Source organism: Tepidibacillus infernus, assembly GCF_048898065.1.
Taxonomy (GTDB): Bacteria; Bacillota; Bacilli; order Tepidibacillales; family Tepidibacillaceae; genus Tepidibacillus_B; species Tepidibacillus_B infernus.
This window is the reverse complement of sequence record NZ_JBLWFI010000001.1, coordinates 831039-853389: the sequence shown is the minus strand read 5'-3', so window position 1 is coordinate 853389 and position 22351 is coordinate 831039. Positions and strand designations below refer to the sequence as shown.

Here is a 22351-nt window from a genome sequence, read left to right as displayed (position 1 = left end):
CTATTTCACTTCAGGAAGCGTATCATAATATTCTTCAAGGGCTTTCTTCCCACGAAGAACCCATTTACGAAACTCATCAATTTCTGGAATATTCGTTAAGATAAATGCTGCCGATCTCAAAAATTCACTTACAAACCAAACTACAGTCGTTTCTATATTCATACTTGGATCCTTTTTATCGATGAGAAGGACTTGTCCTACTCCATCTTCATCAAACCAAAAATTTAATTGACACCATGAAAGGTCACAAACTACCTTTTGCTTTGTCCGATCCATGTTACTCACCTCCATTAGAAACCATTATAACACAGTGTGATTATTGCTATAGAAATGCCTGTGTTTTTATAATCATTTCAATATATTACGAGGAGGATTTAGGGATTTCGAGCGAAGAACAGGATGCTTTTGCGCTTAATAGCCAATTAAAAACATCTGTAATTGTGGAAATAAACTAATTTTAAAAACGGGTAAAAACATAAAGAAAAGATTGCTAAATATCACCATCTTTCCTTATTTTATTCTTTCTTGTTATAATAAAAAGCAAATCTTTTAGAAAGTGATGATTTTGTAAGATGAAAATAAGTGAAATCATGAGCCCTAATCAATCACCATATAATATAACAAATTAAACGTACTACCTATTTAATCAATAAACTTTTCTCACAGCTAAATAAAGAGCAATTAATATGATAGATGAAGATAAGATCATCTATCCAGAACATTTACCTGAATAGATCACTTTTAAAAACAAAAAAACGGAGGTTTTATGATGGAAAATCAATTTAAAGCTCTAGTTGTAGACAAAACAGAAGAATCTTTTTCAGTACAAGTTAAGCAATTAGCTTTAACAGACCTTCCTGAAGGTGATGTTTTAATTAAAGTACACTATTCAAGCGTTAATTATAAGGACGGGTTAGCAAGTATCCCAGAAGGAAAAATCGTCCAAACATATCCCTTCATTCCAGGAATAGATTTAGTAGGTGTAGTCATCTCATCAAAAGATTTCCGCTTTAAAGAGGGGGATGAGGTGATCGTTACAAGCTATGAACTAGGTGTTTCACATTTTGGTGGATTTAGTGAATATGCAAGAGTTCCTGCGGATTGGATTGTCCCTTTACCTAAAGGCCTAAGTATGAGAGAAGCGATGATATATGGAACAGCTGGTTTTACTGCTGCTCTTGCGATTAAACGCTTGCAAGAAAATGGTGTCCAACCTGAAAATGGTCCAATACTTGTCACAGGCGCTACCGGTGGAGCAGGAAGTATAGCAGTTGCAATGTTATCCAAACTCAAATATGAAGTGGTAGCAAGTACCGGAAAAACTACAGAACACGAGTATTTACAAAAAATTGGAGCAAAAAAAATCATAGATCGAAATGAGTTAATCCCTGAAAAAATCAAAGCTTTAGGAAAACAAAACTGGGCAGGAGCAATTGATGCCGTTGGTGGGAAAACACTTGCTTATGTTATAAGCACAACAAAATACGGTGGATCGGTTGCAGCTTTTGGACTTACTGGAGGGGTTGAAATTCCTACAACTGTTTTCCCATTTATATTACGTGGTGTTAACTTACTTGGTATTGATTCTGTTTACTGTCCAATGGATGTACGTGTTGAAGTGTGGAAAAAGATGTCCAACGAATGGAAACCTGAAGGACTGTTTGAACAATTGGTAAACGAAATAACCCTTGTTCAATTACCAGATACTTTAGATAAAATTGTTAAAGGAAAAGTTCGTGGAAGAACCATCGTGAAAATTTCTAAATAAATTTCAAATCAGCATTTTGCTTTATTATTTAATACTATTGTATGAATCGTTCAAAAAAGAGACGGGATTTTTCCCGTAAAGGGCAATACACCATCGCAGTTTTCTAAAGTTTTCCCGGGCAAGCGCAAGATATGACAGAATATTGCTAAATCTGAACAAAATAATCGACAAAAATTTTACCTTCTACTTTCCATTTACCTGACGTATTACTTTTAGTATTTTTGTTTTATCATTCCATTTCATCTCCGCAAAAGAAGGTATATTATTTGTTTCTTATCACACAATATTTTTAGGACTGGATTTAGCAATTTTTGTATATTGAGGGTGAAAAGATGGATATTAAACCAATTAACAAAAAGTTAAAGCTTTATGGTTTCAACAATCTAACAAAAACGCTTAGTTTCAACTTTTATGATATTGCTTATGCTTTGAATCAGGAAAAAAATCAAGAATATATTCAATATATAGATGAAGAGTATAATGCGGATCGACTTGTAAAAATATTAACCGACGTATCGAAAATTATTGGTGCTAATATTTTAAATATTGCTAATCAGGATTATGAGCCTCAGGGAGCGAGTGTTACGATGTTAGTTGCTGAAAATGAGGTTTTTAATGATGAGCCCATAAAGCTAACCGAAAATGAATCGCCCGGTCCATCGTCTGAAGCGGTCGTAGGCCACCTCGACAAAAGTCATATTACGGTTCATACCTATCCTGAAAATCACCCAGACAAGGGAATTAGTACATTTCGTGCAGATATTGATGTCTCTACATGTGGAGAAATTTCACCACTTAAAGCCCTTAATTATTTGATTACAAGTTTTGAGCCAGATATTGCGACCATTGATTATCGTGTAAGAGGTTTTACTCGTGATGTAAACGGAAAAAAATATTATATCGATCACAAAATTAATTCCATACAAAATTTCATGACAAGCAAAACTCGTGATATGTATCAAATGATTGATGTAAATGTTTATCAGGAGAAAATTTTTCATACAAAAATGATTCTAAAAGACTTTGATCTGGATCATTATTTATTTGGGACTGCTAAAAAAGAGTTGTCACCAGGAGAAAGGAAAAAAATTAAGAAAAGAATAAAGAAAGAAATGATCGAAATTTTTTATGGTAAGAACGTTCCACAAATATAAGATAGCCCACAAAAGTGACGAGCTCCTTCGAAGCGTATTCCGATTACTTTTATGGGGTTCCATCATAATATAATGAAAAGAAAGCTTTCTTTTCCAATTAAAAAAATAGCGAAGGTAATCGCTGTTTTTTTTGTACTGATCATTGGGTACCTTTTTATACTCAAAAAGATAAAATACATACTAATATTGGAAACAAATCACCAAAGATAATAGGAAAATTGGTATGGTTCTTTTTGGTTCTGTTGCTAAAATTCAAATCGTTTGGGATATGGCAGATCTTTTTATGGGTTTAATGGCTTTGATTAACTTAATCGCTATTACACTTTTAGGTAAATATGCATTTGATGCCTAATTGATTAGAACAATGAAGCCATTTCCAAAAATAGGAATGGCTTCATTTTACTTATTCACAATCTAGGGATGTTTTGCTATACCAATTTGGTTGTCCAGGATTCCCCGTTCCAAATATCTGTTACAATATCTTTATAAAACTCAGGCTCATGACTGATTAAAAGGATACTACCTTTATATTCCTTTAAAGCGCGTTTCAGCTCTTCTTTTGCATCGATATCTAAGTGGTTCGTAGGCTCGTCTAAAACTAATAAATTTGTTTCTTTATTGATTAGTTTAGATAAACGTACTTTTGCTTTTTCTCCACCACTTAATACAACGATTTTACTTTCAATATGCTTTGTCGTTAAGCCACATTTTGCCAAAGCTGCACGTACTTCATACTGTGTATAGGAGGGAAACTCATCCCAAAATTCTTCAATACACGTTTTATTATTTGTTTCATTTATCTCTTGTTCAAAATATCCAATAGATAAATATTCACCAAGTTCAACAGATCCTGAGATTGGTTTATTTTCCCCAAGAATGCTTCTAAGCAGTGTGGTTTTACCAATTCCATTTGCACCAACCAATGCAATTTTCTGTCCACGTTCCATTCGCAAATTTAAAGGCTTCGAAAGTGGTTCGTCGTATCCTATGATCAAATTCCTCGTTTCAAAAACCAATTTACCAGAGGTTCTTGCTTCCTTGAAATGAAATTCCGGCTTTGGTTTCTCTTTTGCGAGCTCAATTACATCCATCTTATCTAGCTTTTTCTGCCTTGACATTGCCATATTTCTCGTAGAAACACGCGCTTTGTTTCTAGCAACAAAATCTTTAAGCTCTGCAATTTCTTGTTGCTGTTTTTTGTATGCAGATTCCTGCTGCTGTTTCTTCACTTCATAAACTTGAAGAAAATTATCATAATCACCAGGATAACGATTTAATTCTTGATTTTCCATATGATAAATTAAGTTAACTACGCTATTAAGAAACGGAATATCATGTGAGATTAAGATAAAAGCATTTTCATATTCTTGCAAATAGCGTTTTAACCATTCAATATGTTGTTCATCAAGATAGTTTGTAGGTTCGTCCAACAAAAGAATGTCAGGCTTTTCAAGTAATAATTTTGCAAGTAATACTTTTGTTCTTTGTCCACCACTAAGTTCCTGTACAACCTTATCGAGTCCGATATCTGTCAATCCAAGTCCTCGGCCAATTTCCTCAATTTTGGAATCTATAATGTAAAAGTCATTATTTGTTAACATATCTTGAATCACACCAACATTTTCTAAAAGCTGTTCTAGTTTTTCTGGTGTTACTTCTCCCATTTTTTCATACATTCTGTTCATATCAGTTTCAAGATCAAAGAGATATTGAAAGGCACTTTTTAGAACATCGCGAATGGTTATACCTTTTTCAAGTATAGTGTGTTGGTCAAGATAACCAACTCTAACATTCTTAGCCCATTCGATTTGCCCTGCATCTGGTTCTAGTCTCCTTGTAATGATATTCATAAAAGTAGATTTACCTTCACCATTTGCACCAATTAAACCTATATGTTCACCTTTTAAAAGTCGGAAGGAAACATCATTAAAAATTGCTCGATCTCCAAATCCGTGGCTTAAATTTTTGACTGTTAAAATACTCATTTTGCGCACCTTTCCACTAATGTTTTTAAAATCCACTAATAATGAGTTTACCAAAAAAAAAGAGGATGTAAAACCATAACATACGAATATTTCAAAGCCTAGAACTATTTATATTTCCGTATGATATTTAACAAAAAAAAGTCCCTTTCTTATTGCATAAAGATTAAAAAATATTCAAATTATTGTCACAAAACGTTTTAAAATGAATCTTAAACAAAAAGAATTATATGATAATATTAATTTATCAAATAATAGAATCAACATACTTAATCCACATCATAAATAACCTTTTCCAAACTTTCAATACATATTTGTTACTTAATTCTGATTTAAGGAGGGTGTATCACAAGAACAATAAATGATAAGTTTTGATTTTCATTTTAGATAGTAAGGGGAGGAACAAATGAAGAAGCTATTAATCTTAGGTGCTGGAACAGCTGGTACCATGATGGCAAACCATCTTAATAAGAAATTAAACAAAAATGAATGGTCCATCACAATTGTTGACCAAGAAGAAAAGCATTATTATCAACCAGGTTTCCTTTTTATTCCATTTGAAATTTATTCTGAGAAAGATGTAGTAAAGCAGAAAAAACAATTTATTCCAAATGAAATTGAATTTATTCAATCTCCTATTCAAGTAATTGAGGCGGAAAAAAACCAAGTTATCTTAGAAAATAATACTACGTTATATTATGATATTTTAATCATTGCAACGGGTTGTAGGATTGTTCCTTCTGAAATAGAAGGGCTTGATGAGGGCTGGAGAAAGAATATTTTCGACTTTTATACCTTCGATGGTTCAATCGCTTTAAGGGACAAATTCAAAGAATGGAATGGTGGAAAATTAGTCGTTCACCTAGCCGAAATGCCAATCAAATGTCCTGTTGCACCACTAGAATTTCTCTTCCTATCTGACTGGTTCTTTACTGAAAAAGGGATTCGTAAGGATGTAGAAATTACCTATGTTACACCTCTTGGAAGTGCATTTACAAAACCAAGAGCATCAGCAGTCTTAGGAAAACTATTTGAAGAAAAAAACATTAAACTTGTTCCTAATTTTAATGTAAGCCACATAGAGTCAGAGAATAATAAACTGGTGTCATTAGACGGAAAAGAAGTAAATTATGATCTCTTAGTGACGATCCCAACCAATATGGGTGATGAGTTAATCGAACGATCTGATTTAGGTGACGAATTAAATTTTGTACCTACAGATAAACACACATTACAGTCTAAAGCACATGATAATATTTTTGTAATTGGTGATGCCACGGATATTCCAGCTTCAAAAGCAGGTTCTGTAGCGCATTTTGAAGCAGAAATCTTAACAGAAAATATCATTAACTTTATCAATAATAAACCTTTAGAAGCAAAGTTTGATGGCCATGCCAATTGCTATATTGAATCTGGTTATAACAAAGCATTTTTAATTGATTTTAACTATGATGTTGAACCAGTAGAAGGCACATTCCCATTGCCGGGCATTGGACCATTTTCATTACTAAAAGAAACGAGAATTAACCATCTTGGCAAAATGGCGTTCAAATTTATTTACTGGAATATGTTGTTAAAGGGTATTCCAATCCCAACTGTACCACCACATATGAAAACGAGTGGAAAGAAACTATAACAGGTGAGGTCTATACAAATGTTTTCAAGCTTTTTTTAAAAATAAAAAAATAATTTTTAACGGGAGGTAAAAAATATGGCTGAAAAATTAATTGCTGGATTTACTGTGGATGTTAACGAGGAGGGATACTTAACAAATCCAGCACAGTGGAACAAAGAGATTGCTGTAGAATTGGCAAAAGAAGTGGGTATCGAAGAATTAACTGAAAGACATTGGAAGGTCATTGAGTTTTTACAAAAGGACTTCCAAGAAAATGGGAAGCTTCCAACCATTAGAAGGGTAAATAAAGTTGGGGGTATTTCTACAAAAGAATTGTACGAATTATATCCAGATGGTCCACTAGTAAAAGCAGCTAAAGTTGCTGGATTAAGCAAACCAGCAAGCTGTGTATAAATGGGGGATCAGGATGGCTGAGAATGAAAAAATTAAAAAATTATCTATTGTCATCTCGAAAGGTTCATTAGAAGGTGTTTATCCTGGACTAATTATGGCAAATGGCGCTAGAATGGCAGGTATAGAAGTAAATGTGTTTTTCACATTCTTCGGATTAGATGCCATTACCAAAAAGAAAATGAATAACATCAAGGTTGCAACGGTAGGAAACCCAGCCTTAGGCATTCCCACTTTAATTGGTGCTCTTCCAGGGATGTCAACAATCGCAACGAATATGATGAAAAAACAGATGGAAGAATTAGATATTCCGCCTGTTCCCGAATTTATTGAAATGATCAGCGATGCTGGTGGTAAATTGTATGCATGTCTTGCTACGGTTGAAATGTTTAAACTTAAGAAAGAAGATTTTTGTGACCAATTAGAGGATATCCTTACCGTAGGAGATTTCTACAATTTATCTGCAGGTGGCCAAATTATTTTTACGTAATATAAGTAATATAATAAATGAGTAAATGAAAGCTTTAGCTAAAGAACTAGAGATATTGTCTCTGGTTCTTTTTTCAAATACAATGTATGCAGAAAAAGAAAAGGAATATTCTAAGTAAGGGGAAAATTTTAAATAAGGAGATGATGTTATGATTATTACAACCACCCATTCATTAGAAGGGAAAACCATCGAAGAATATATTGATATTGTAACTGGGGAAGCCATTATGGGAGCAAATGTAGTTCGTGATTTTCTTGCTGGTATTACAGATATTATTGGTGGCCGGAGTAGTGCTTATGAAAGTAAATTAGCAGAAGGTAGATCAATTGCCATTCAAGAGATGAAAGAAAAAGCTAGAAGTTTAGGCGCTAATGCAGTGATTGGAGTAGATTTAGATTTTGAAACTTTACGAGACGGAATGATGATGTGTATTGCAACAGGTACCGCGGTAAAAGTAAAGTAATGTTTTTTAGTGAACAAATGATTTCTAGGATTAAGAATAAGCATACCTAAAGAATAGGTATGTTGATTTTTTACATTAAAATTAAGATTAGATCATTAGTTAAAAAAAGGAAATAGAAAACGAACTAGATGAATCACCTAGTTCGTTTGTGAATGAAGTATTTAATAACTCATATAAATAATATCCTTGCCGCGGCAATATTCCACATATTTATTCTAAACTTAAACGACGTTAGCCCTGCCTCTCAAACATCCTTACGGCTCTTTAGCCGATCCAGTGTGAATAAGTCTCTATGAAAAATTAAGTAAAACGCCAGTTTTTCTTTTCACCTTTAAAAAAATGATTTCTGAGTTAAATACAACTATATATAATAACAGAAGATAAGCATTAAGTCAAATTGTACTTACACAGGTACCCAATTCATGACGTAGGATAAAGGGATCTTAAATAACAAGGAGGGTTAGTATTTACTATGACGGTTTTTGATCCTTATTTCTATTACAATCCCTATTATCCTATCGATATCAACCAACGAGTTTATAAGCGTGCATATGCTCAAATCAAGGGTGGACCCTTAGCACCTACAATCTCTGGTTTTGTCGCTTTTATAAGTGTAGCAAATGGAACGGAGGTTTTTGTGGAACTTCGTGGACTTCCACCCTATCAACCTGCAAAAGGAGACCAGGATCCAATTGGACCTCATGGTTTTCACATTCATGTGAACGGTAACTGCACAGTAGGAAATCCACAATCCCCATTTGAAGCAGCAGGTGACCATTGGAATCCTACAAATCAACCACATGGTAATCATTCAGGAGACTTTCCAGTCATTTTCTCTAATGGCGGTTATGCAAGAATGAACTTTTTTACCAATAAGTTTAGAGTGAATGACGTCATAGGTAAGTCAGTTATTTTACATCTTAATCCTGATGACTATAGAACACAACCAGCTGGAGATGCAGGAAAACGAATGGCTTGTGGAGTAATTGTTGGGATATAAAATTGAACAGCTATAGAGCGTTTATTAAGATTCTTGTAATCTTATTAACGCTTTTTTAATGTTTAAGTTTAAAAAATTGAAAAACCACTTAGATATTGAAGGGAATTTAACAAATTAGAAGAACTTTAAATATAATGCAAAAACGTAACTAATTCAAAATCTTAATGTTTTTGTCATGAGCGAGATAATAGATGGCGAACTAACACTGGAAAATATTCAAGACAATGAAGAGATATTCATAAATGCTAAAAATGGGGGAACTGACATGTTCAAAGAGATCAGAAGAGAAGAGAGAAAAATGGATCAAGAAGCTACGCTACAATTGTTGAAATCGGGGGATTATGGTGTATTATCTATGGCTGCTAATAATGATTATGCCTATGGTGTTCCTCTTAGTTATGTGTACATAAATGGGGCTATCTATTTTCATTGTGCAACAGAGGGGCAGAAGCTTGAGATTCTTGGCCGTAATAACAAGGTATCTTTTTGCGTTGTTGGACAAACCAAGCCATTGCCTGAACAATTTAGTATGAGATATCAAAGTGTCATTGTTTTCGGGAAAATTGAAGAAGTTGAAGTCGAAGAGAAAAGGAAAAGTTTAATTGCATTTCTAAAAAAGTATGCGAGTGGAAATATGGAAAAGGGTATGATATATTTGGAGAAAAATCAAGATAGGACAAAGGTCTTAAAGCTGACGATTGATCATTTATCTGGGAAAAACAGAAAATAACGTAGCGTGGGGTTTCCCTTCAAAAGACAGTGATTATGACGTTCGATTTATCTATATACATCACCTGCTTGATATTAGTGGATGGGATATAAGAAAGGGGTTGAATCTTTTTCGGAAATCGAACCCTGCTCTGATGGAGTGATTGTTTAGGGATTCATTGAAAGAAGAATGGAATGAGGTATTTTACAATGGAAGCTAAGAGAAAAGTTGAAGTTGTTGATCATCTTTCAAATTGGAAGAAACAATTTGAGAAGGAAGCGCAGTTCCTAAGAGAAGTATTTGGCGACTTAATCATCAATATTCACCATATCGGTAGTACAGCTATTCCTGGTATAAAAGCGAAACCGATTATAGACATGTTAATCGAAGTTAAAGAAATAGATGAAGTAGATCATTTCAATGACAAGCTATACCAATTAGGATATATTTCTAAAGGCGAAAACGGAATTGTGAATCGTAGATTTTTCATAAAGGGGGATGAATTTAATCGAACACATCACGTTCACATCTTTCAAACAGGAAATAAAGAGATTGATCGGCACATTCGGTTTAGAGATTATCTTATCAAACATCCAGATGAAGCAGAATTCTATTCTAATTTGAAAGAAGAATTAGCCAAAAAGTATCCCTATGATATTGAGGAATATATTAAGGGTAAGGATCAATTTATCAAAGAGATTGATCAAAAGGCAGCCAAAAAAAATTTTGATTAAATAATAACTTCTGTATTTTTGAATGGTATAAATGATAAATAAAGATAAACAATATTAGCATATCTGTATCTTAAAAGAAAGAAAGAAAAAAAGAACCCACCATAAACTTAAATATTTTTTGAGACCTAGTGGGTTCTCTTAATGATTGATATCTATACATTAATATTGATCTTATTTTCATCCACATACTTTCTAATCTCAGCTAAAAATAGATCACCATATTTTTGCAGTTTATTTTGGCCAACACCTTTAATATTTAATAATGCTTCAGCATCTACTGGATATAACCTAGCCATATCAAGTAACGTACTATCTGGAAAAATGACATAAGGCGGTAGGTTTTCCTTAGAAGAAATCTCTTTTCTCAGCTTTCTCAACAAATCAAATAATGTATTATCCTCAATTAGATTATCCTTTTTCTTATGTACTTTTTGATAAACCTTTTCGCCATTTTTTAGAACATTAACTGATTTTACAGTTATTTTTAATATAGGATATTGCCCACTTGTTAAATTTAGATACCCATCTGCTACTAAGACATTTATAATATCTCTAATCTCTTTTTCTGTATATTGACTCATAATCCCATAGGTGGATAAACGATCAAAGCCCAACTCAATTATTTTTTTATTCTTTGATCCTTTCAGTACTTGAGCCACTAAGGTACTACCAAAGCGTTCTTTTAAGCGAAAAATACAAGAGAAAATTTTTAATGCATCTTCAGTAATATCCACAAGCTCACTATCATTAGTACAAGTACTACAATAGCCACAAGAATCAGGTATATTTTCTTCACCAAAATATTCTAAAATATATTTACGGAGACAATTCGGTGTATAACAATAATCTACCATTTCCTGCAGCTTATTATATTCGTTCCTTTTTCTCTCTGGAGCCATTACTGTTTGCTCAATCATAAATTTTTGGATCATTACATCCTGTGGACCAAATAATAAGATACATTCACTAGGTTCACCATCTCGACCTGCACGTCCTGCTTCTTGATAGTAAGCTTCCATATTTTTCGGTAGATTATAATGAATAACATACCGGACATTTGATTTATCAATTCCCATACCAAAAGCATTAGTTGCGACCATAATATTGGCATCATCAAAAAGAAAAGCATCCTGATTCCGCTTTCGTTCTTCTGTGCCTAATCCCGCATGATATTTTGCAGGATTTAAACCTATTTGCTTTAGTTCTTTATAGATTGTTTCTACTTCTTTACGTGTAGCTGCATAAATAATCCCTACTTGATTTTTGTGACTCCGAGCATAATCCAGTATATAATCTTTTTTGTTTTCCCCTTTAACAACGGAAAAAAATAGATTTTCACGGTTAAAACCTGTAACAAACAGATTTGGCTTATACAACCTCAATAGATGAATAATATCATTTTTTACTTCTTCAGTCGCAGTAGCTGTGAACGCAGCAATCGTAGGTCTTTGTGGTAATTGCTTGATAAAAGAAGAAATATAACGATAGCTTGGCCTAAAATCATGACCCCATTGCGATACACAGTGAGCTTCGTCTACTGCAACAAGAGATATTTCAAGCCCTATAATCAGTTCAGCAAAGCCTTCATTTTCTAATCTTTCTGGGGCAATATATAATAGTTTATACTTACCTTGGTTTACACCATCAATTCTTCTATTCGTTTCCGAAACACTTAATGAACTGTTTATGAAGGTAGCAGGAATTCCTATATCTTCAAGAGAATCTACTTGGTCTTTCATCAATGAGATCAATGGAGAAATCACTATAGTTACTCCTTCAAATAATAGGGCAGGGACTTGGTAGCATAGCGATTTTCCTGCTCCCGTAGGCATGATGGCAACAGTGTCCTTTTTTTCTAGGATACTAGTTATAATATTCTCCTGGCCGCCTCTAAAATTATCATAGCCATAGTATTCTTTTAGTATTTGATGTGCTTTTTCGATCATAATTGGCTCCTTATAAAATTCTGAGTTGAATTCTTTACATCCATTTTATTATTTAGCTTCCACGTTAAACAATAGGAGTTTGAAAATATTTTAAGAAATAGTGAAGAACTAAAAAATATTGCTAATAAAATCTGACTGTGATACTTTTATATATGAAAAAATTAATATGTTATGGGAGCTTGTGAAAACAGGCTGAGAGGATAGCTATCATTCGCTATCGACCAATAACCTGATCTGGGTAATGCCAGCGGAGGGAAAACATAAGTTTAAATTTAACGTAGTTAAACCGCTCATTATTGGGCGGTTTTTGGCTTTTTTATAGCCTTGTTCTTATTTCCCAAATAGCACTTTTTCATCTTAATAAAATTTAGGCATAGGGAGGCGGTAATTTGGTTGTTAATGGTAAAGAAATCACAGGATTTGCAGGAAAAACGGTGGCTGAGTTGTTAAATGAACTTAAACTAAACCAAACACTTGTAGTCGTAGAAATCAATTTTGAAATTATCCCCAAAGATCATTATGATATAAGAATCCTTCAAGAAACAGATAAAGTAGAAATTGTTAGTGTTGTTGGTGGCGGTTGATTACAAAGTCCAAAAAAAAAGTAGGAGAGGAGTTTAGAAATGAAAAATTTAAGTATTGGTGGAGTTGAATTAAAAAGTCGCCTATTCATTGGTACTGGGAAATTTCCTAATCATCAAATTCTACCAGACGTGATTCAAGCTTCGAAATCACAAGTGATTACCATGGCGATTCGACGTGTAAACTTAGATTCAAAAGAAGAGAATATTCTAGAATATATACCAAAGGACTGTATTTTACTACCAAATACTTCTGGAGCCAGAAATGCAGAAGAGGCAGTGAGAATAGCAAGACTTGCTAAAGCAATGGGATTAGGGAACTGGATCAAAATTGAAGTGATTTCGGATAATAAATATCTTTTACCAGATAATGCAGAAACGATTAAAGCAACCGAGATCTTAGCTAAAGAAGGCTTTGTTGTGCTTCCTTATATGAGTCCCGATTTAATGGCTGCGAAAAGATTAGTTGAAGCTGGTGCTGCTGCGGTTATGCCTTTAGGCGCTCCCATTGGTACAAACCGGGGATTAAAAACAAAAGAGTTAGTACAAATCATAATTAACGAGGTTGATCTTCCTGTGATTGTTGATGCGGGAATTGGAAAACCATCAGAAGCAGCAGAAGCGATGGAAATGGGAGCAGCGGCAGTATTAGTCAATACAGCTATTGCTACAGCAGAAAATCCTATCCAGATGGCAAAGGCTTTTTCCTTAGCAGTAAAAGCAGGGTATCTCGCTTACCATGCGAAACTTGTTGAACAACATCAACTTGCTCAGCCTTCATCACCTTTGACAGGATTTTTATATGAAGAGGTGAATTAATGTGGGTTTTTTTGATGTATATTCCCAGTATAAGAATTTTAACTATGAACAGTTTTATGAAGAATTAACCGACTCAGACATTTTACAAATCATTCACAAGGATCGTCCAATCAATAAAATTGAATTTCTTGCATTATTATCTCCAAAAGCGGAGAACCATTTGGAATTAATGGCGCAAAGAGCTCATACCTTGTCTCTTCAACATTTTGGGAAAACCGTTTTATTGTATACTCCTATGTATCTTTCTAACTATTGTACGAATAAATGTACTTATTGTAGTTTTAGTATTGATAACCAAATCAAAAGAAAACAATTAACAGCAAATGAGATTGAAAAAGAAGCAAAAACGATTGCTAGTATGGGGTTTAAACATCTCTTAATTTTAACAGGAGAATCGAAAAAAGATACTCCACTCTCTTACCTGATTGATGCCGTTCACATCTTAAAAAAATATTTTGATTCGATTGGAATCGAGATTTTCCCATTGACCATAGAAGAATATCAACAATTGATTGAAGTTGGGGTAGATAGCCTTACCGTATATCAAGAAGTATATAATGAGGAAATTTATCGAAAAGTTCACCTTGCAGGTCGTAAACGTAACTACCATTTCCGACTTGATGCCCCAGAGCGGGGATGTATTGCTAAAATGCGCAATGTAAATATAGGAGCATTATTAGGTTTAGGTGAATGGCGAAGTGAAGCCTTCGTAACTGGCCTTCATGCGAATTACTTACAAAATAATTACCCTGATGTAGAACTCAGTGTATCTTTCCCACGGATTCGTCCCCATGTAGGGGTTTTTGAAGATATATACGAAGTAACTGATCAGAATTTGGTGCAATTTATGTTAGCGTTACGTATCTTTTTACCTCGTGTAGGTATGACTATTTCAACAAGAGAACGCCAAGGATTTCGTGAGAATTTGATTCCTTTAGGAGTAACAAGAATGTCTGCTGCTTCATCAACGGAAGTAGGAGGACATTCAATAGAAGATGCTGGTGATGGGCAATTCGAGATCGATGATCAACGAAGTGTGGAACAAATCAGAACAGCGATTTTCAAAAAAGGGTATCAACCGATTTTTAAAGATTGGGTAAGGATATGAGGAATAATGTTATATCTAATTACGAATCGAAAAATTGTAAAAAAAGGAAGTTTCATAGATGTCATCGAGAAAGCAATATATGGTGGTATCGATGTCATTATTTTGCGAGAAAAAGATCTATCCAATAAAGAATTATTCCCCTTGGCATTAAAAATAAGAGAAATCACAAAGAGTAATCAGGTAAAATTGGTGATTAACCATCATTTAGAAGTTGCAAAAGAAGTGCAAGCAGATGGCTTTCATACAAGTTATGAAAACTTTATAAAAACAGAAATCGACTTTGCTGGTGTCATAGGCGTTTCAATTCACCATTTGCAAGAAGCGAAAAAAATTGAGAAAAAAGTGAATTATCTTCTTGCAGGGCATATTTTTGAGACAGATAGCAAGAAAGGGCTTAAACCAAGGGGGATATCCTTTATTAAAAATCTAAAACAAGAAATAAATATTCCTATTGTAGCCATAGGAGGAATTCATTTACACAATATTGAACAATTACTTATAAGAGGAATCGATCATATTGCAGTCATGTCAACGATTATGTCATCTGAAGACCCTTATCAAACGACAAAAGAACTAAAAATCAAAATGAGGGAATTTGACAAGTTTGCATCGATTCCTGTGATAACCGAAATAGGATGAGTGGATGATTAAAAAGGCCGCATTTATGCAGCCTTTTGTATATTGTAGGTATGAAAATGTTCCGTAAATATTATAAATTTGGCGGTTTTCTGTGTTTTGTTGCTTGTTCATATGAATAAGCAATTTCAATTAATGTTGGTTCACTGTAAGCTTTTGCAGTAAATGTTATTCCAACCGGTTCACCTTCTTGTGTGTAGCCTGCTGGAACAGTAATAGAAGGATACCCAGCCTTTGCAGGGATGCTTGCGCCAAAGTTATTCGGAAATACGATTGCATCTAAATCATGCTCTTTCATGACTGCATCAATACCTTTTTCTTTGGATAAATACTGATCCCTTTCCAAACTATTCAAATAAGTTGGCTCTGTCAAATTTCCGCTTGTCTTCTCTGAATCAATGAAGATTTTTTGCCCATATTTGAGTGCGGATTCTCCTGTTTGCTCATTGAAGCGAATAATATCAGCTAAGGTACGAATACCTAGTGAAGGATTTAGCATTTTTAAATAAGCATTGAGATCTGATTTAAATTCATATATTAAAACGTTATAATCCCAATTTTCTTTTGTAGAAGGAATCGTTACGTTCTCAATTACTTCCGCACCTAAACTGGCTAATTGGTGAATAGCCGTATTCATCACTTCTAACTGCGATTCGTTTAAGTAGTCAAAATAAACCTCACGTGCGATTCCGATTCTTTTTCCTTTTAATCCGTTTACTTTTAAAAATTGGGTAAAGTCGATTTTTTGTAGTTCAGAACTTAGTGTGATGGGATCGTTTTGATCAACACCCTGAAGAACATTTAATAGAATTACTGCATCCTCCACGGTTCTAGCTATAGGCCCTGATGTGTCTTGTGTGTGTGAAATAGGAATAATCCCCGAACGACTAATAAGCCCAACAGTAGGTTTGATACCAACTAAAGAGTTTTGACTAGCAGGACTTAGAATAGAACCAGAAGTTTCAGTACCAACTGAAACCACTGCAAAATTAGCTGCAACAGCTGCTGCTGAACCAGAACTTGACCCACCAACGATAAATTTGCCTGGACCATAAGGATTCATTACTTGGCCACCTCTAGAACTATATCCTGTAGGCATATTTTCGGCCATGAAATTCGCCCATTCAGTTAGGTTTGTTTTACCTAAAATGATCGCCCCAGCTTCACGAAGTTTTCGCACAAGAAAGGCATCTTCAGTTGCATAAGAATTAGCTAAAGCTAATGAACCTGCACTGGTGTGCATTTTGTCCGCCGTATTGATATTATCCTTGATGACAACAGGAATTCCATGAAGTGGTCCACGACTGCCTTTTTCTTTTCTTTCGAAATCTAATAAGGCTGCTATCTGAAGAGCTTCTGGATTTACTTCGATTATGGAGTTGATTTTGGAGCCAGATTGATCGTATTCAGCAATTCGAGAAAGGTACATGAGAACCAAATCTTGAGAAGTTAGTTCATTTTTTTCTAGCTTCTCTTGTATTTCTCGGATAGTGATTTCAATAAGCCAATCATTCTTTAGTTTTTCTAATTTTTGATTTATCATAGAGGCTCTTCCTTCCTTTGTAAATTAACTTAAAACGATAGTTCAACATGATCAACTAAATTAAGAAATTCGACATCATATACTTGAATCCTTCTCATCAAAAAAGGAATAGCTTCCCAAAAGAGGATTTAATTCGCCCTTTAACTGAGAAGGGACTTGAAGATACGAAAAAGTTACAAATGTACTTTTGAATATTTAATGGAACCAAAACCAATCTTCGAAAATCCTAACTATGTTGGAAGTGGAAAATTAAAGAATAAAGTTGCAATTATAACTGGTGGTGATAGTGGTATCGGTAGGGCGGTAGCAATTGCATTCGCTAAGGAGGGAGCAGATGTTGTCATTGTCTATCATAATGAACATCAGGATGCTACTGAAACAACAGAAAAAATTAAGCAACATGGAAGAAATTGTTTGGCTATTCCCGGTGATTTGCGTAATGAGAGCTTTTCTCAGACTGTTGTACATATAACGATCCAAACATTTAAAAAAGTAGACATCCTAGTCAATAATCAGGCAGTACAATATCCTCAAAAAAGCATTCTTAATATTACGTCAGACCAACTGATTCACACCTTTCAAACGAATGTTTTTGCCAATTTTTATATGGTTAAAGCTGTACTACCTTACCTTCAACAAGGTAGCACAATTATTAATACTGTTTCTATTACAGCGTATGAAGGTCATAAACAATTAATCGACTATTCAGCGACAAAAGGAGCTGATGTTGAGATGTTTGGTATCAATACACCAATCAAAAGAGCAGGGCAACCATTCGAATTAGCTCCAGCATATGTTTATTTGGCATCTGACGATTTAAATTATGTATCTGGTCAAGTAATCCATATCAATGGCGGAACAATCGTATGATCCTAAGAAAGAACACAGTAGTTATCAATAAAATATACTATAATTATTTAATGGGCAACGTGTAATCTTCACACGTTGCTTTTTTTGAGACCTATAATTAAATTACCGTCAGTATTTTTGGTTAATAAACTCGTACAAATTATGCAATTAATGTATAATATAATCTAGTGAAATGCTGCATCTTCATATTGAAGAAGCAGCTATATCATATTAATATTTTTGTGTAGATTTAAATTGAAAGTGAGTGAACATGATGGGTCGTAAGTGGAACAATATTAAAGACAAAAAAGCGTCAAAAGATACAAATACGAGTCGTATATATGCAAAGTTTGGACGCGAAATTTATGTCGCAGCAAAACAAGGGGAACCAGATCCAGAATTAAACCAGGCATTAAGAGTCGTAATCGAGCGTGCAAAAACATACAATGTTCCAAAAACGATTATTGACCGTGCCATTGAAAAAGCAAAAGGTGGCTCAGATGAAAGCTACGACGAACTTCGTTATGAAGGCTTTGGACCAAATGGATCAATGATAATCGTAGATGCACTTACAAATAATGTGAACCGTACTGCAGCAGAAGTGCGTGCTGCATTTAATAAAAATGGTGGCAACATGGGAGTAAGTGGATCTGTATCATATATATTTGATGAAACAGCTGTCATTGGTATTGAAGGTAAAACAGCAGATGAAGTACTTGAAATATTAATGGAAGCAGATGTAGATGTACGTGACATTTTAGAAGAAGATGAAGCAGTGATCATTTATGCGGAACCTGACCAGTTCCATGCAATTCAAGAAGCATTTAAGAAAGTAGGTATAACTGATTTTACAGTTGCAGAAATAACCATGCTTGCACAAAATGAACTAACACTTTCAGAAGAAGCACAAGCACAATTTGAAAAATTGATTGATGCATTGGAAGATATAGAAGATGTTCAACAAGTATACCACAATGTGGATCTTGATGAATAATATATAAAAGTTAATCTTTTTTTAACCTTTTTTGAAAAGAAGAAATCATTGTATATTGGATATTGGTTATATTGTGATAAATCAAAGGGAAAAGTGATGCCAAATGACACCTACAGCTTCAATTTTATCAAAAGAAACCATTAAACAGATGTTCAATCATACAGCATATGAACGGGGACTTACCTATTTTAAACAAGGCCGTGTAAAAACTTTATATTATGAACCGAAAGATGAGTGTTGGGTTGGGAACGTTCTTGGTAATGATACCTATTATGTAACGGTAGAACTGCATGATCACTATATAGACTCTAGTTGTGATTGCTTGGCTTATGAACAATTTGGGCAGTGTAAGCATGAGGTTGCTGTTTTGCTAGAAATGGTGAGACATCGTGAACAAATAGAAAACGTCCATTTAAAAGAGAACCCGATTAGAAAAAGAGACAATGAACAAACGACACGATTCATTGAGACTTTTTCTCAAAGACAATACACTGAGATTCGAAATACCAATTCTGCTAAAGATCAACTTATGGTGGAGTATATCTTAAAAGCAAAATCTCATTATCCCTATTATAGTGAAAATTACCTGACGATTGAGATGAAAACGGGACTAAACCGAACATACGTAGTAAAAAATATAAAGGATTTCCTAAGAGCCAGTGATCATGAATCCTATGTATTTACGGCAAATTTTAGTTATGAACCAGCTGAACATGCTTTTTCTAAAGAAGATGAAGAGATTTTGAAAATTTTACGTGCCATTGCAAAAAATGAACAATTGTATCTAGATGCATCGCCCTATCAAAGACATACTTCGTATACTGAAAGTCGAGAAATGATCATCCCCCCAATCGTTGTAGACGAACTGCTGTTGAAATTAAAAGATCGAGAGACAAGGTTTGAATATCCACCCCATTCGGTTCCAACCATTGACGTTTGTAATGAAGAAGAGTTACCGTTTTCCTTTGAGTTACAAAAGGGGAAGGAAGAGGATTTCGAATTAAAGCTAAACGATATAACATCAGCTATATTATTTGAACCGTATGGATATTTGTATTTTAAAGGGACATTTTATAAACTTTCTGCTATTCAACAAAAACTAATGAAAGATTTCTTTTCTCTCATGAAAAATAAGAGAGATAGTTCTTTACTTATCTCTAAAGATCAAATTGAACCATTCTTATCCAATGTCACACCTGCACTTGAAGAAATCGGCACTTTGACAATTGACGAAACCATTTCTGATCAAATTCTTGCACCGGATCTTAAAACGAAAATATGGATTGATTATAACCAGGATATCCTAAATGTGAACTTAGAATATCAATATGGGGATCGGATACTCAACCCATTTTTATTAGAAACGACAGAGACTACGGAGAATCAGGAGACCATTCTGATTCGTGATATTGTCAAAGAACAAGAAATCATGAGCATTTTGGAAGGCGCTCCATTGAAATATAATGGAAAAGAGTTATACCTTGTAGGAGAGGAGGATCTCTATCAATTCCTCTACCATACCTTACCTCTCCTTGAAGAAAAAGCGGAAATTTACTTGACCCGTTCCGCTCGCTTATTAATGATTCCAGAACAGCAAAAGCCTGTTGTTTCTATTGATCTTGATTCGAGCGGGGATTGGCTTGATGTTCGTTTTGATATTAGTGGAATAGACCAGCAAGATGTCCAAAATATCCTTCAATCAGTCATAGAAAAGAAGAGATATTATCGACTTCATAATGGGACATTTGTTCCCATTGATGATGACGATTTCGCAACCATTCATCAATTGATCGATGAGCTAGACATTAGAAAATCAGAATTACAAAAGGGTGAGATCAAACGACCGTTATTTAAAGGAATGCTGATTGATGACATTGTTAGCAGTAGTCGAGATTCATCTATTCGATTCGGGAAAACCTTTCGCCATTTCATTAAAAATTTTAAAAATCCTGATCAGTTAGATTTCGATATACCCCAATCATTACAGGCATCGTTACGAGATTATCAGAATTTTGGCTTTCAATGGATGAAAACATTGTCTCATTACCGCTTAGGAGGAATCCTCGCTGATGATATGGGACTGGGTAAAACCATTCAGGCCATAACTTTTATGACATCAGAAAAAAAAGAGAAAAAAGAGCTTCAACCTATGTTGGTCGTTGCTCCTGCATCCCTCATCTACAATTGGAAAAATGAATTTCAAAAGTTTTCTCCTGAATTAAAAGTAAGAATTATTGACGGCAATCCAGAGGAACGAAAAGAACTTATTCAATTTTCAAACGAAATCGATGTTTGGATTACCTCTTATCCTATGTTGCGCCAAGATATTGACCTATACAAAAAAAAGCAATTTTCTGTCTTTATCATAGATGAAGCACAAGCGATGAAAAATCCAACGACGAAGATTTTTAAAGCCGTACAGGAGATTCAAGCAAGTCAACGTTTTGCCCTTAGCGGAACACCGATTGAGAACTCGATTGATGAGTTGTGGGCTATTTTCCAAGTCATTTTACCGGGATTTTTCCCAAATAAATCGGCTTTTAAATCCATTGCGCCTGAGAAAATCTCAAAAATGGTTCGACCATTTATTTTAAGACGTGTAAAGAAAGACGTTCTAAAAGAACTTCCTGATAAAATCGAAACCGTTCAAGTATCTGAGCTAACAAAACAGCAAAAAGAGTTATATCTCGGCTATTTGGAGAAAATTCGAAATGAAACTAAAACATCAATCCAATCGGGTGGGTTTAATAAAGACCGAATCAAAATTTTGGCCGGTCTTACTAGACTTAGACAAATTTGCAACCATCCAGGGCTTTTTTTGGAGAACTATACAGGTGAATCAGGAAAGTTAGAACAGCTCATAGAATTAGTAGAGACCTCGTTAGAAAACGGGAATCGATTATTAATCTTTTCACAGTTTTCAAGCATGCTTCAAATCATTGGCCAAAGATTGCAGGAGAAGGGATTGGACTATTTTTATCTTGATGGCCAAACACCAGGCAAAGAACGAGTTTTGATGGCTAATGATTTCAATCGTGGGGAAAAGGAGATCTTCTTAATCTCATTAAAGGCGGGAGGAACCGGCTTAAATCTGACAGGCGCAGACACGGTAATCCTCTTTGATTTATGGTGGAACCCTGCCGTAGAAGAACAAGCAACAGGGCGAGCACATCGGATGGGACAAAAAAAAATCGTCCAAGTCATGCGCCTTATCACCAGTGGCACAATCGAGGAGAAAATTTACGAATTGCAGCAACGGAAAAAAGAACTAGTTGAAAAAGTGATTCAAACTGGTGAACAAATGATTACAAGCTTAACTAAAGAAGAATTGCAAGAGATATTGGAAATTTAAGGAAAATATGATTAATATCAAAACCCCTTCTCACAATCGTATATTTTTTTGACGATTGTGAGAAGGGGTTTTTGTTATTTTGCGTGCCCAGCAAGCCATTAATTGCTAGTTAATAAAAATCTAACCTAGGTAAGAGCCAAGTCACCTAGTAGCCTAGTAGCTAACGGGCAACCAATGAAGAAATCTTAATTTTAGGA

Annotated in this window: 20 protein-coding genes, 2 pseudogenes and 1 riboswitch; of the genes and pseudogenes, 18 read left to right on the top strand and 4 right to left on the bottom strand. The window is 34.5% G+C overall.

Annotated elements, in window-relative coordinates:
* A complete protein-coding gene (locus TEPIDINF_RS04415; protein ID WP_421691412.1) occupies positions 1-276 on the bottom strand; it encodes a hypothetical protein in 276 nt (91 codons plus the stop codon).
* A 493-nt stretch (positions 277-769) separates the two neighbouring features.
* On the opposite strand from TEPIDINF_RS04415, the gene TEPIDINF_RS04410 reads away from it, so the two are divergent.
* From TEPIDINF_RS04410 to TEPIDINF_RS04400, 3 genes and pseudogenes are all read left to right on the top strand, one after another.
* A complete protein-coding gene (locus TEPIDINF_RS04410; protein WP_068724132.1) occupies positions 770-1768 on the top strand; it encodes an NADPH:quinone oxidoreductase family protein in 999 nt (332 codons plus the stop codon).
* 332 nt (positions 1769-2100) lie between these two features.
* Positions 2101-2922, top strand: a complete 822-nt coding sequence (speD, locus tag TEPIDINF_RS04405; protein ID WP_421691411.1) for an adenosylmethionine decarboxylase — start codon at positions 2101-2103, stop codon at positions 2920-2922.
* Positions 2923-3139: 217 nt separating this feature from the next.
* A pseudogene (locus TEPIDINF_RS04400) lies at positions 3140-3271 on the top strand (alanine:cation symporter family protein); the annotation flags it as partial.
* 79 nt (positions 3272-3350) lie between these two features.
* Here the strand turns inward: TEPIDINF_RS04400 and TEPIDINF_RS04395 are convergent.
* Complete coding sequence (locus TEPIDINF_RS04395) at positions 3351-4907, bottom strand: ABC-F family ATP-binding cassette domain-containing protein (protein WP_421691410.1); 1557 nt, start codon at positions 4905-4907, stop codon at positions 3351-3353.
* Positions 4908-5310: 403 nt separating this feature from the next.
* Here TEPIDINF_RS04395 and sqr point away from each other — a divergent pair, with 403 nt between their 5' ends.
* The 8 genes and pseudogenes from sqr (at position 5311) to TEPIDINF_RS04355 (ending at position 10326) form a co-directional block, all read left to right on the top strand.
* Entirely contained in the window at positions 5311-6540 is a 1230-nt protein-coding gene (gene sqr / locus TEPIDINF_RS04390; RefSeq protein WP_421691409.1) for a type III sulfide quinone reductase, selenoprotein subtype, read from the top strand.
* Positions 6541-6615: 75 nt separating this feature from the next.
* On the top strand, positions 6616-6933 hold the full coding sequence (locus TEPIDINF_RS04385; RefSeq protein WP_068724125.1) for a TusE/DsrC/DsvC family sulfur relay protein: 318 nt from the start codon (positions 6616-6618) through the stop codon (positions 6931-6933).
* 13 nt (positions 6934-6946) lie between these two features.
* Positions 6947-7420: a DsrE/DsrF/DrsH-like family protein gene (locus tag TEPIDINF_RS04380; protein WP_068724124.1), complete on the top strand. Its 474-nt coding sequence runs from the start codon at positions 6947-6949 to the stop codon at positions 7418-7420.
* A 148-nt stretch (positions 7421-7568) separates the two neighbouring features.
* Positions 7569-7883: a YbjQ family protein gene (locus TEPIDINF_RS04375; protein ID WP_068724123.1), complete on the top strand. Its 315-nt coding sequence runs from the start codon at positions 7569-7571 to the stop codon at positions 7881-7883.
* A gap of 472 nt (positions 7884-8355) precedes the next feature.
* Positions 8356-8883 (top strand): superoxide dismutase family protein, encoded by a 528-nt coding sequence (locus TEPIDINF_RS04370; protein ID WP_421691408.1) that lies wholly within the window; start codon positions 8356-8358, stop codon positions 8881-8883.
* A gap of 265 nt (positions 8884-9148) precedes the next feature.
* The gene (locus TEPIDINF_RS04365) at positions 9149-9613 is read left to right on the top strand and encodes a pyridoxamine 5'-phosphate oxidase family protein (protein WP_069800043.1); all 465 of its coding nucleotides are present in this window, start codon (positions 9149-9151) and stop codon (positions 9611-9613) included.
* 4 nt (positions 9614-9617) lie between these two features.
* A pseudogene (locus TEPIDINF_RS04360) lies at positions 9618-9752 on the top strand (DNA polymerase beta superfamily protein); the annotation flags it as partial.
* A gap of 49 nt (positions 9753-9801) precedes the next feature.
* Positions 9802-10326 (top strand): GrpB family protein, encoded by a 525-nt coding sequence (locus tag TEPIDINF_RS04355; RefSeq protein ID WP_421691407.1) that lies wholly within the window; start codon positions 9802-9804, stop codon positions 10324-10326.
* A gap of 152 nt (positions 10327-10478) precedes the next feature.
* Here TEPIDINF_RS04355 and recQ read toward each other — a convergent pair whose 3' ends face one another.
* Complete coding sequence (recQ, locus tag TEPIDINF_RS04350) at positions 10479-12272, bottom strand: DNA helicase RecQ (RefSeq protein ID WP_421691406.1); 1794 nt, start codon at positions 12270-12272, stop codon at positions 10479-10481.
* A 161-nt stretch (positions 12273-12433) separates the two neighbouring features.
* Positions 12434-12546, top strand: a riboswitch (TPP riboswitch).
* Between the two features lie 115 nt (positions 12547-12661).
* Here recQ and thiS point away from each other — a divergent pair.
* Genes thiS through thiE form a run of 4 tightly spaced genes read left to right on the top strand, consistent with a single transcriptional unit; the run spans position 12662 to position 15419 of the window.
* Complete coding sequence (gene thiS, locus TEPIDINF_RS04345) at positions 12662-12856, top strand: sulfur carrier protein ThiS (protein WP_069800037.1); 195 nt, start codon at positions 12662-12664, stop codon at positions 12854-12856.
* 39 nt (positions 12857-12895) lie between these two features.
* Positions 12896-13672 carry a thiazole synthase gene (locus tag TEPIDINF_RS04340; protein ID WP_421691405.1) on the top strand — a complete coding sequence of 259 codons (777 nt, stop codon included), beginning with the start codon at positions 12896-12898 and terminating at the stop codon, positions 13670-13672.
* Between the two features lies 1 nt (position 13673).
* Entirely contained in the window at positions 13674-14780 is a 1107-nt protein-coding gene (thiH, locus tag TEPIDINF_RS04335) for a 2-iminoacetate synthase ThiH (RefSeq protein WP_421691404.1), read from the top strand.
* Positions 14781-14786: 6 nt separating this feature from the next.
* Entirely contained in the window at positions 14787-15419 is a 633-nt protein-coding gene (gene thiE, locus TEPIDINF_RS04330; RefSeq protein ID WP_421691403.1) for a thiamine phosphate synthase, read from the top strand.
* Positions 15420-15489: 70 nt separating this feature from the next.
* Here thiE and TEPIDINF_RS04325 read toward each other — a convergent pair whose 3' ends face one another.
* The gene (locus TEPIDINF_RS04325) at positions 15490-16959 is read right to left on the bottom strand and encodes an amidase (protein ID WP_421691402.1); all 1470 of its coding nucleotides are present in this window, start codon (positions 16957-16959) and stop codon (positions 15490-15492) included.
* Positions 16960-17157: 198 nt separating this feature from the next.
* On the opposite strand from TEPIDINF_RS04325, the gene TEPIDINF_RS04320 reads away from it, so the two are divergent.
* The 3 genes from TEPIDINF_RS04320 (at position 17158) to TEPIDINF_RS04310 (ending at position 22154) form a co-directional block, all read left to right on the top strand.
* Positions 17158-17829, top strand: coding sequence for an SDR family oxidoreductase (locus tag TEPIDINF_RS04320; protein ID WP_421692140.1), 672 nt, complete (start codon positions 17158-17160; stop codon positions 17827-17829).
* Positions 17830-18082: 253 nt separating this feature from the next.
* Positions 18083-18802 (top strand): YebC/PmpR family DNA-binding transcriptional regulator, encoded by a 720-nt coding sequence (locus TEPIDINF_RS04315; protein WP_421692139.1) that lies wholly within the window; start codon positions 18083-18085, stop codon positions 18800-18802.
* A gap of 103 nt (positions 18803-18905) precedes the next feature.
* The gene (locus tag TEPIDINF_RS04310) at positions 18906-22154 is read left to right on the top strand and encodes a DEAD/DEAH box helicase (protein ID WP_421691401.1); all 3249 of its coding nucleotides are present in this window, start codon (positions 18906-18908) and stop codon (positions 22152-22154) included.
* Positions 22155-22351: the final 197 nt, after the last annotated feature.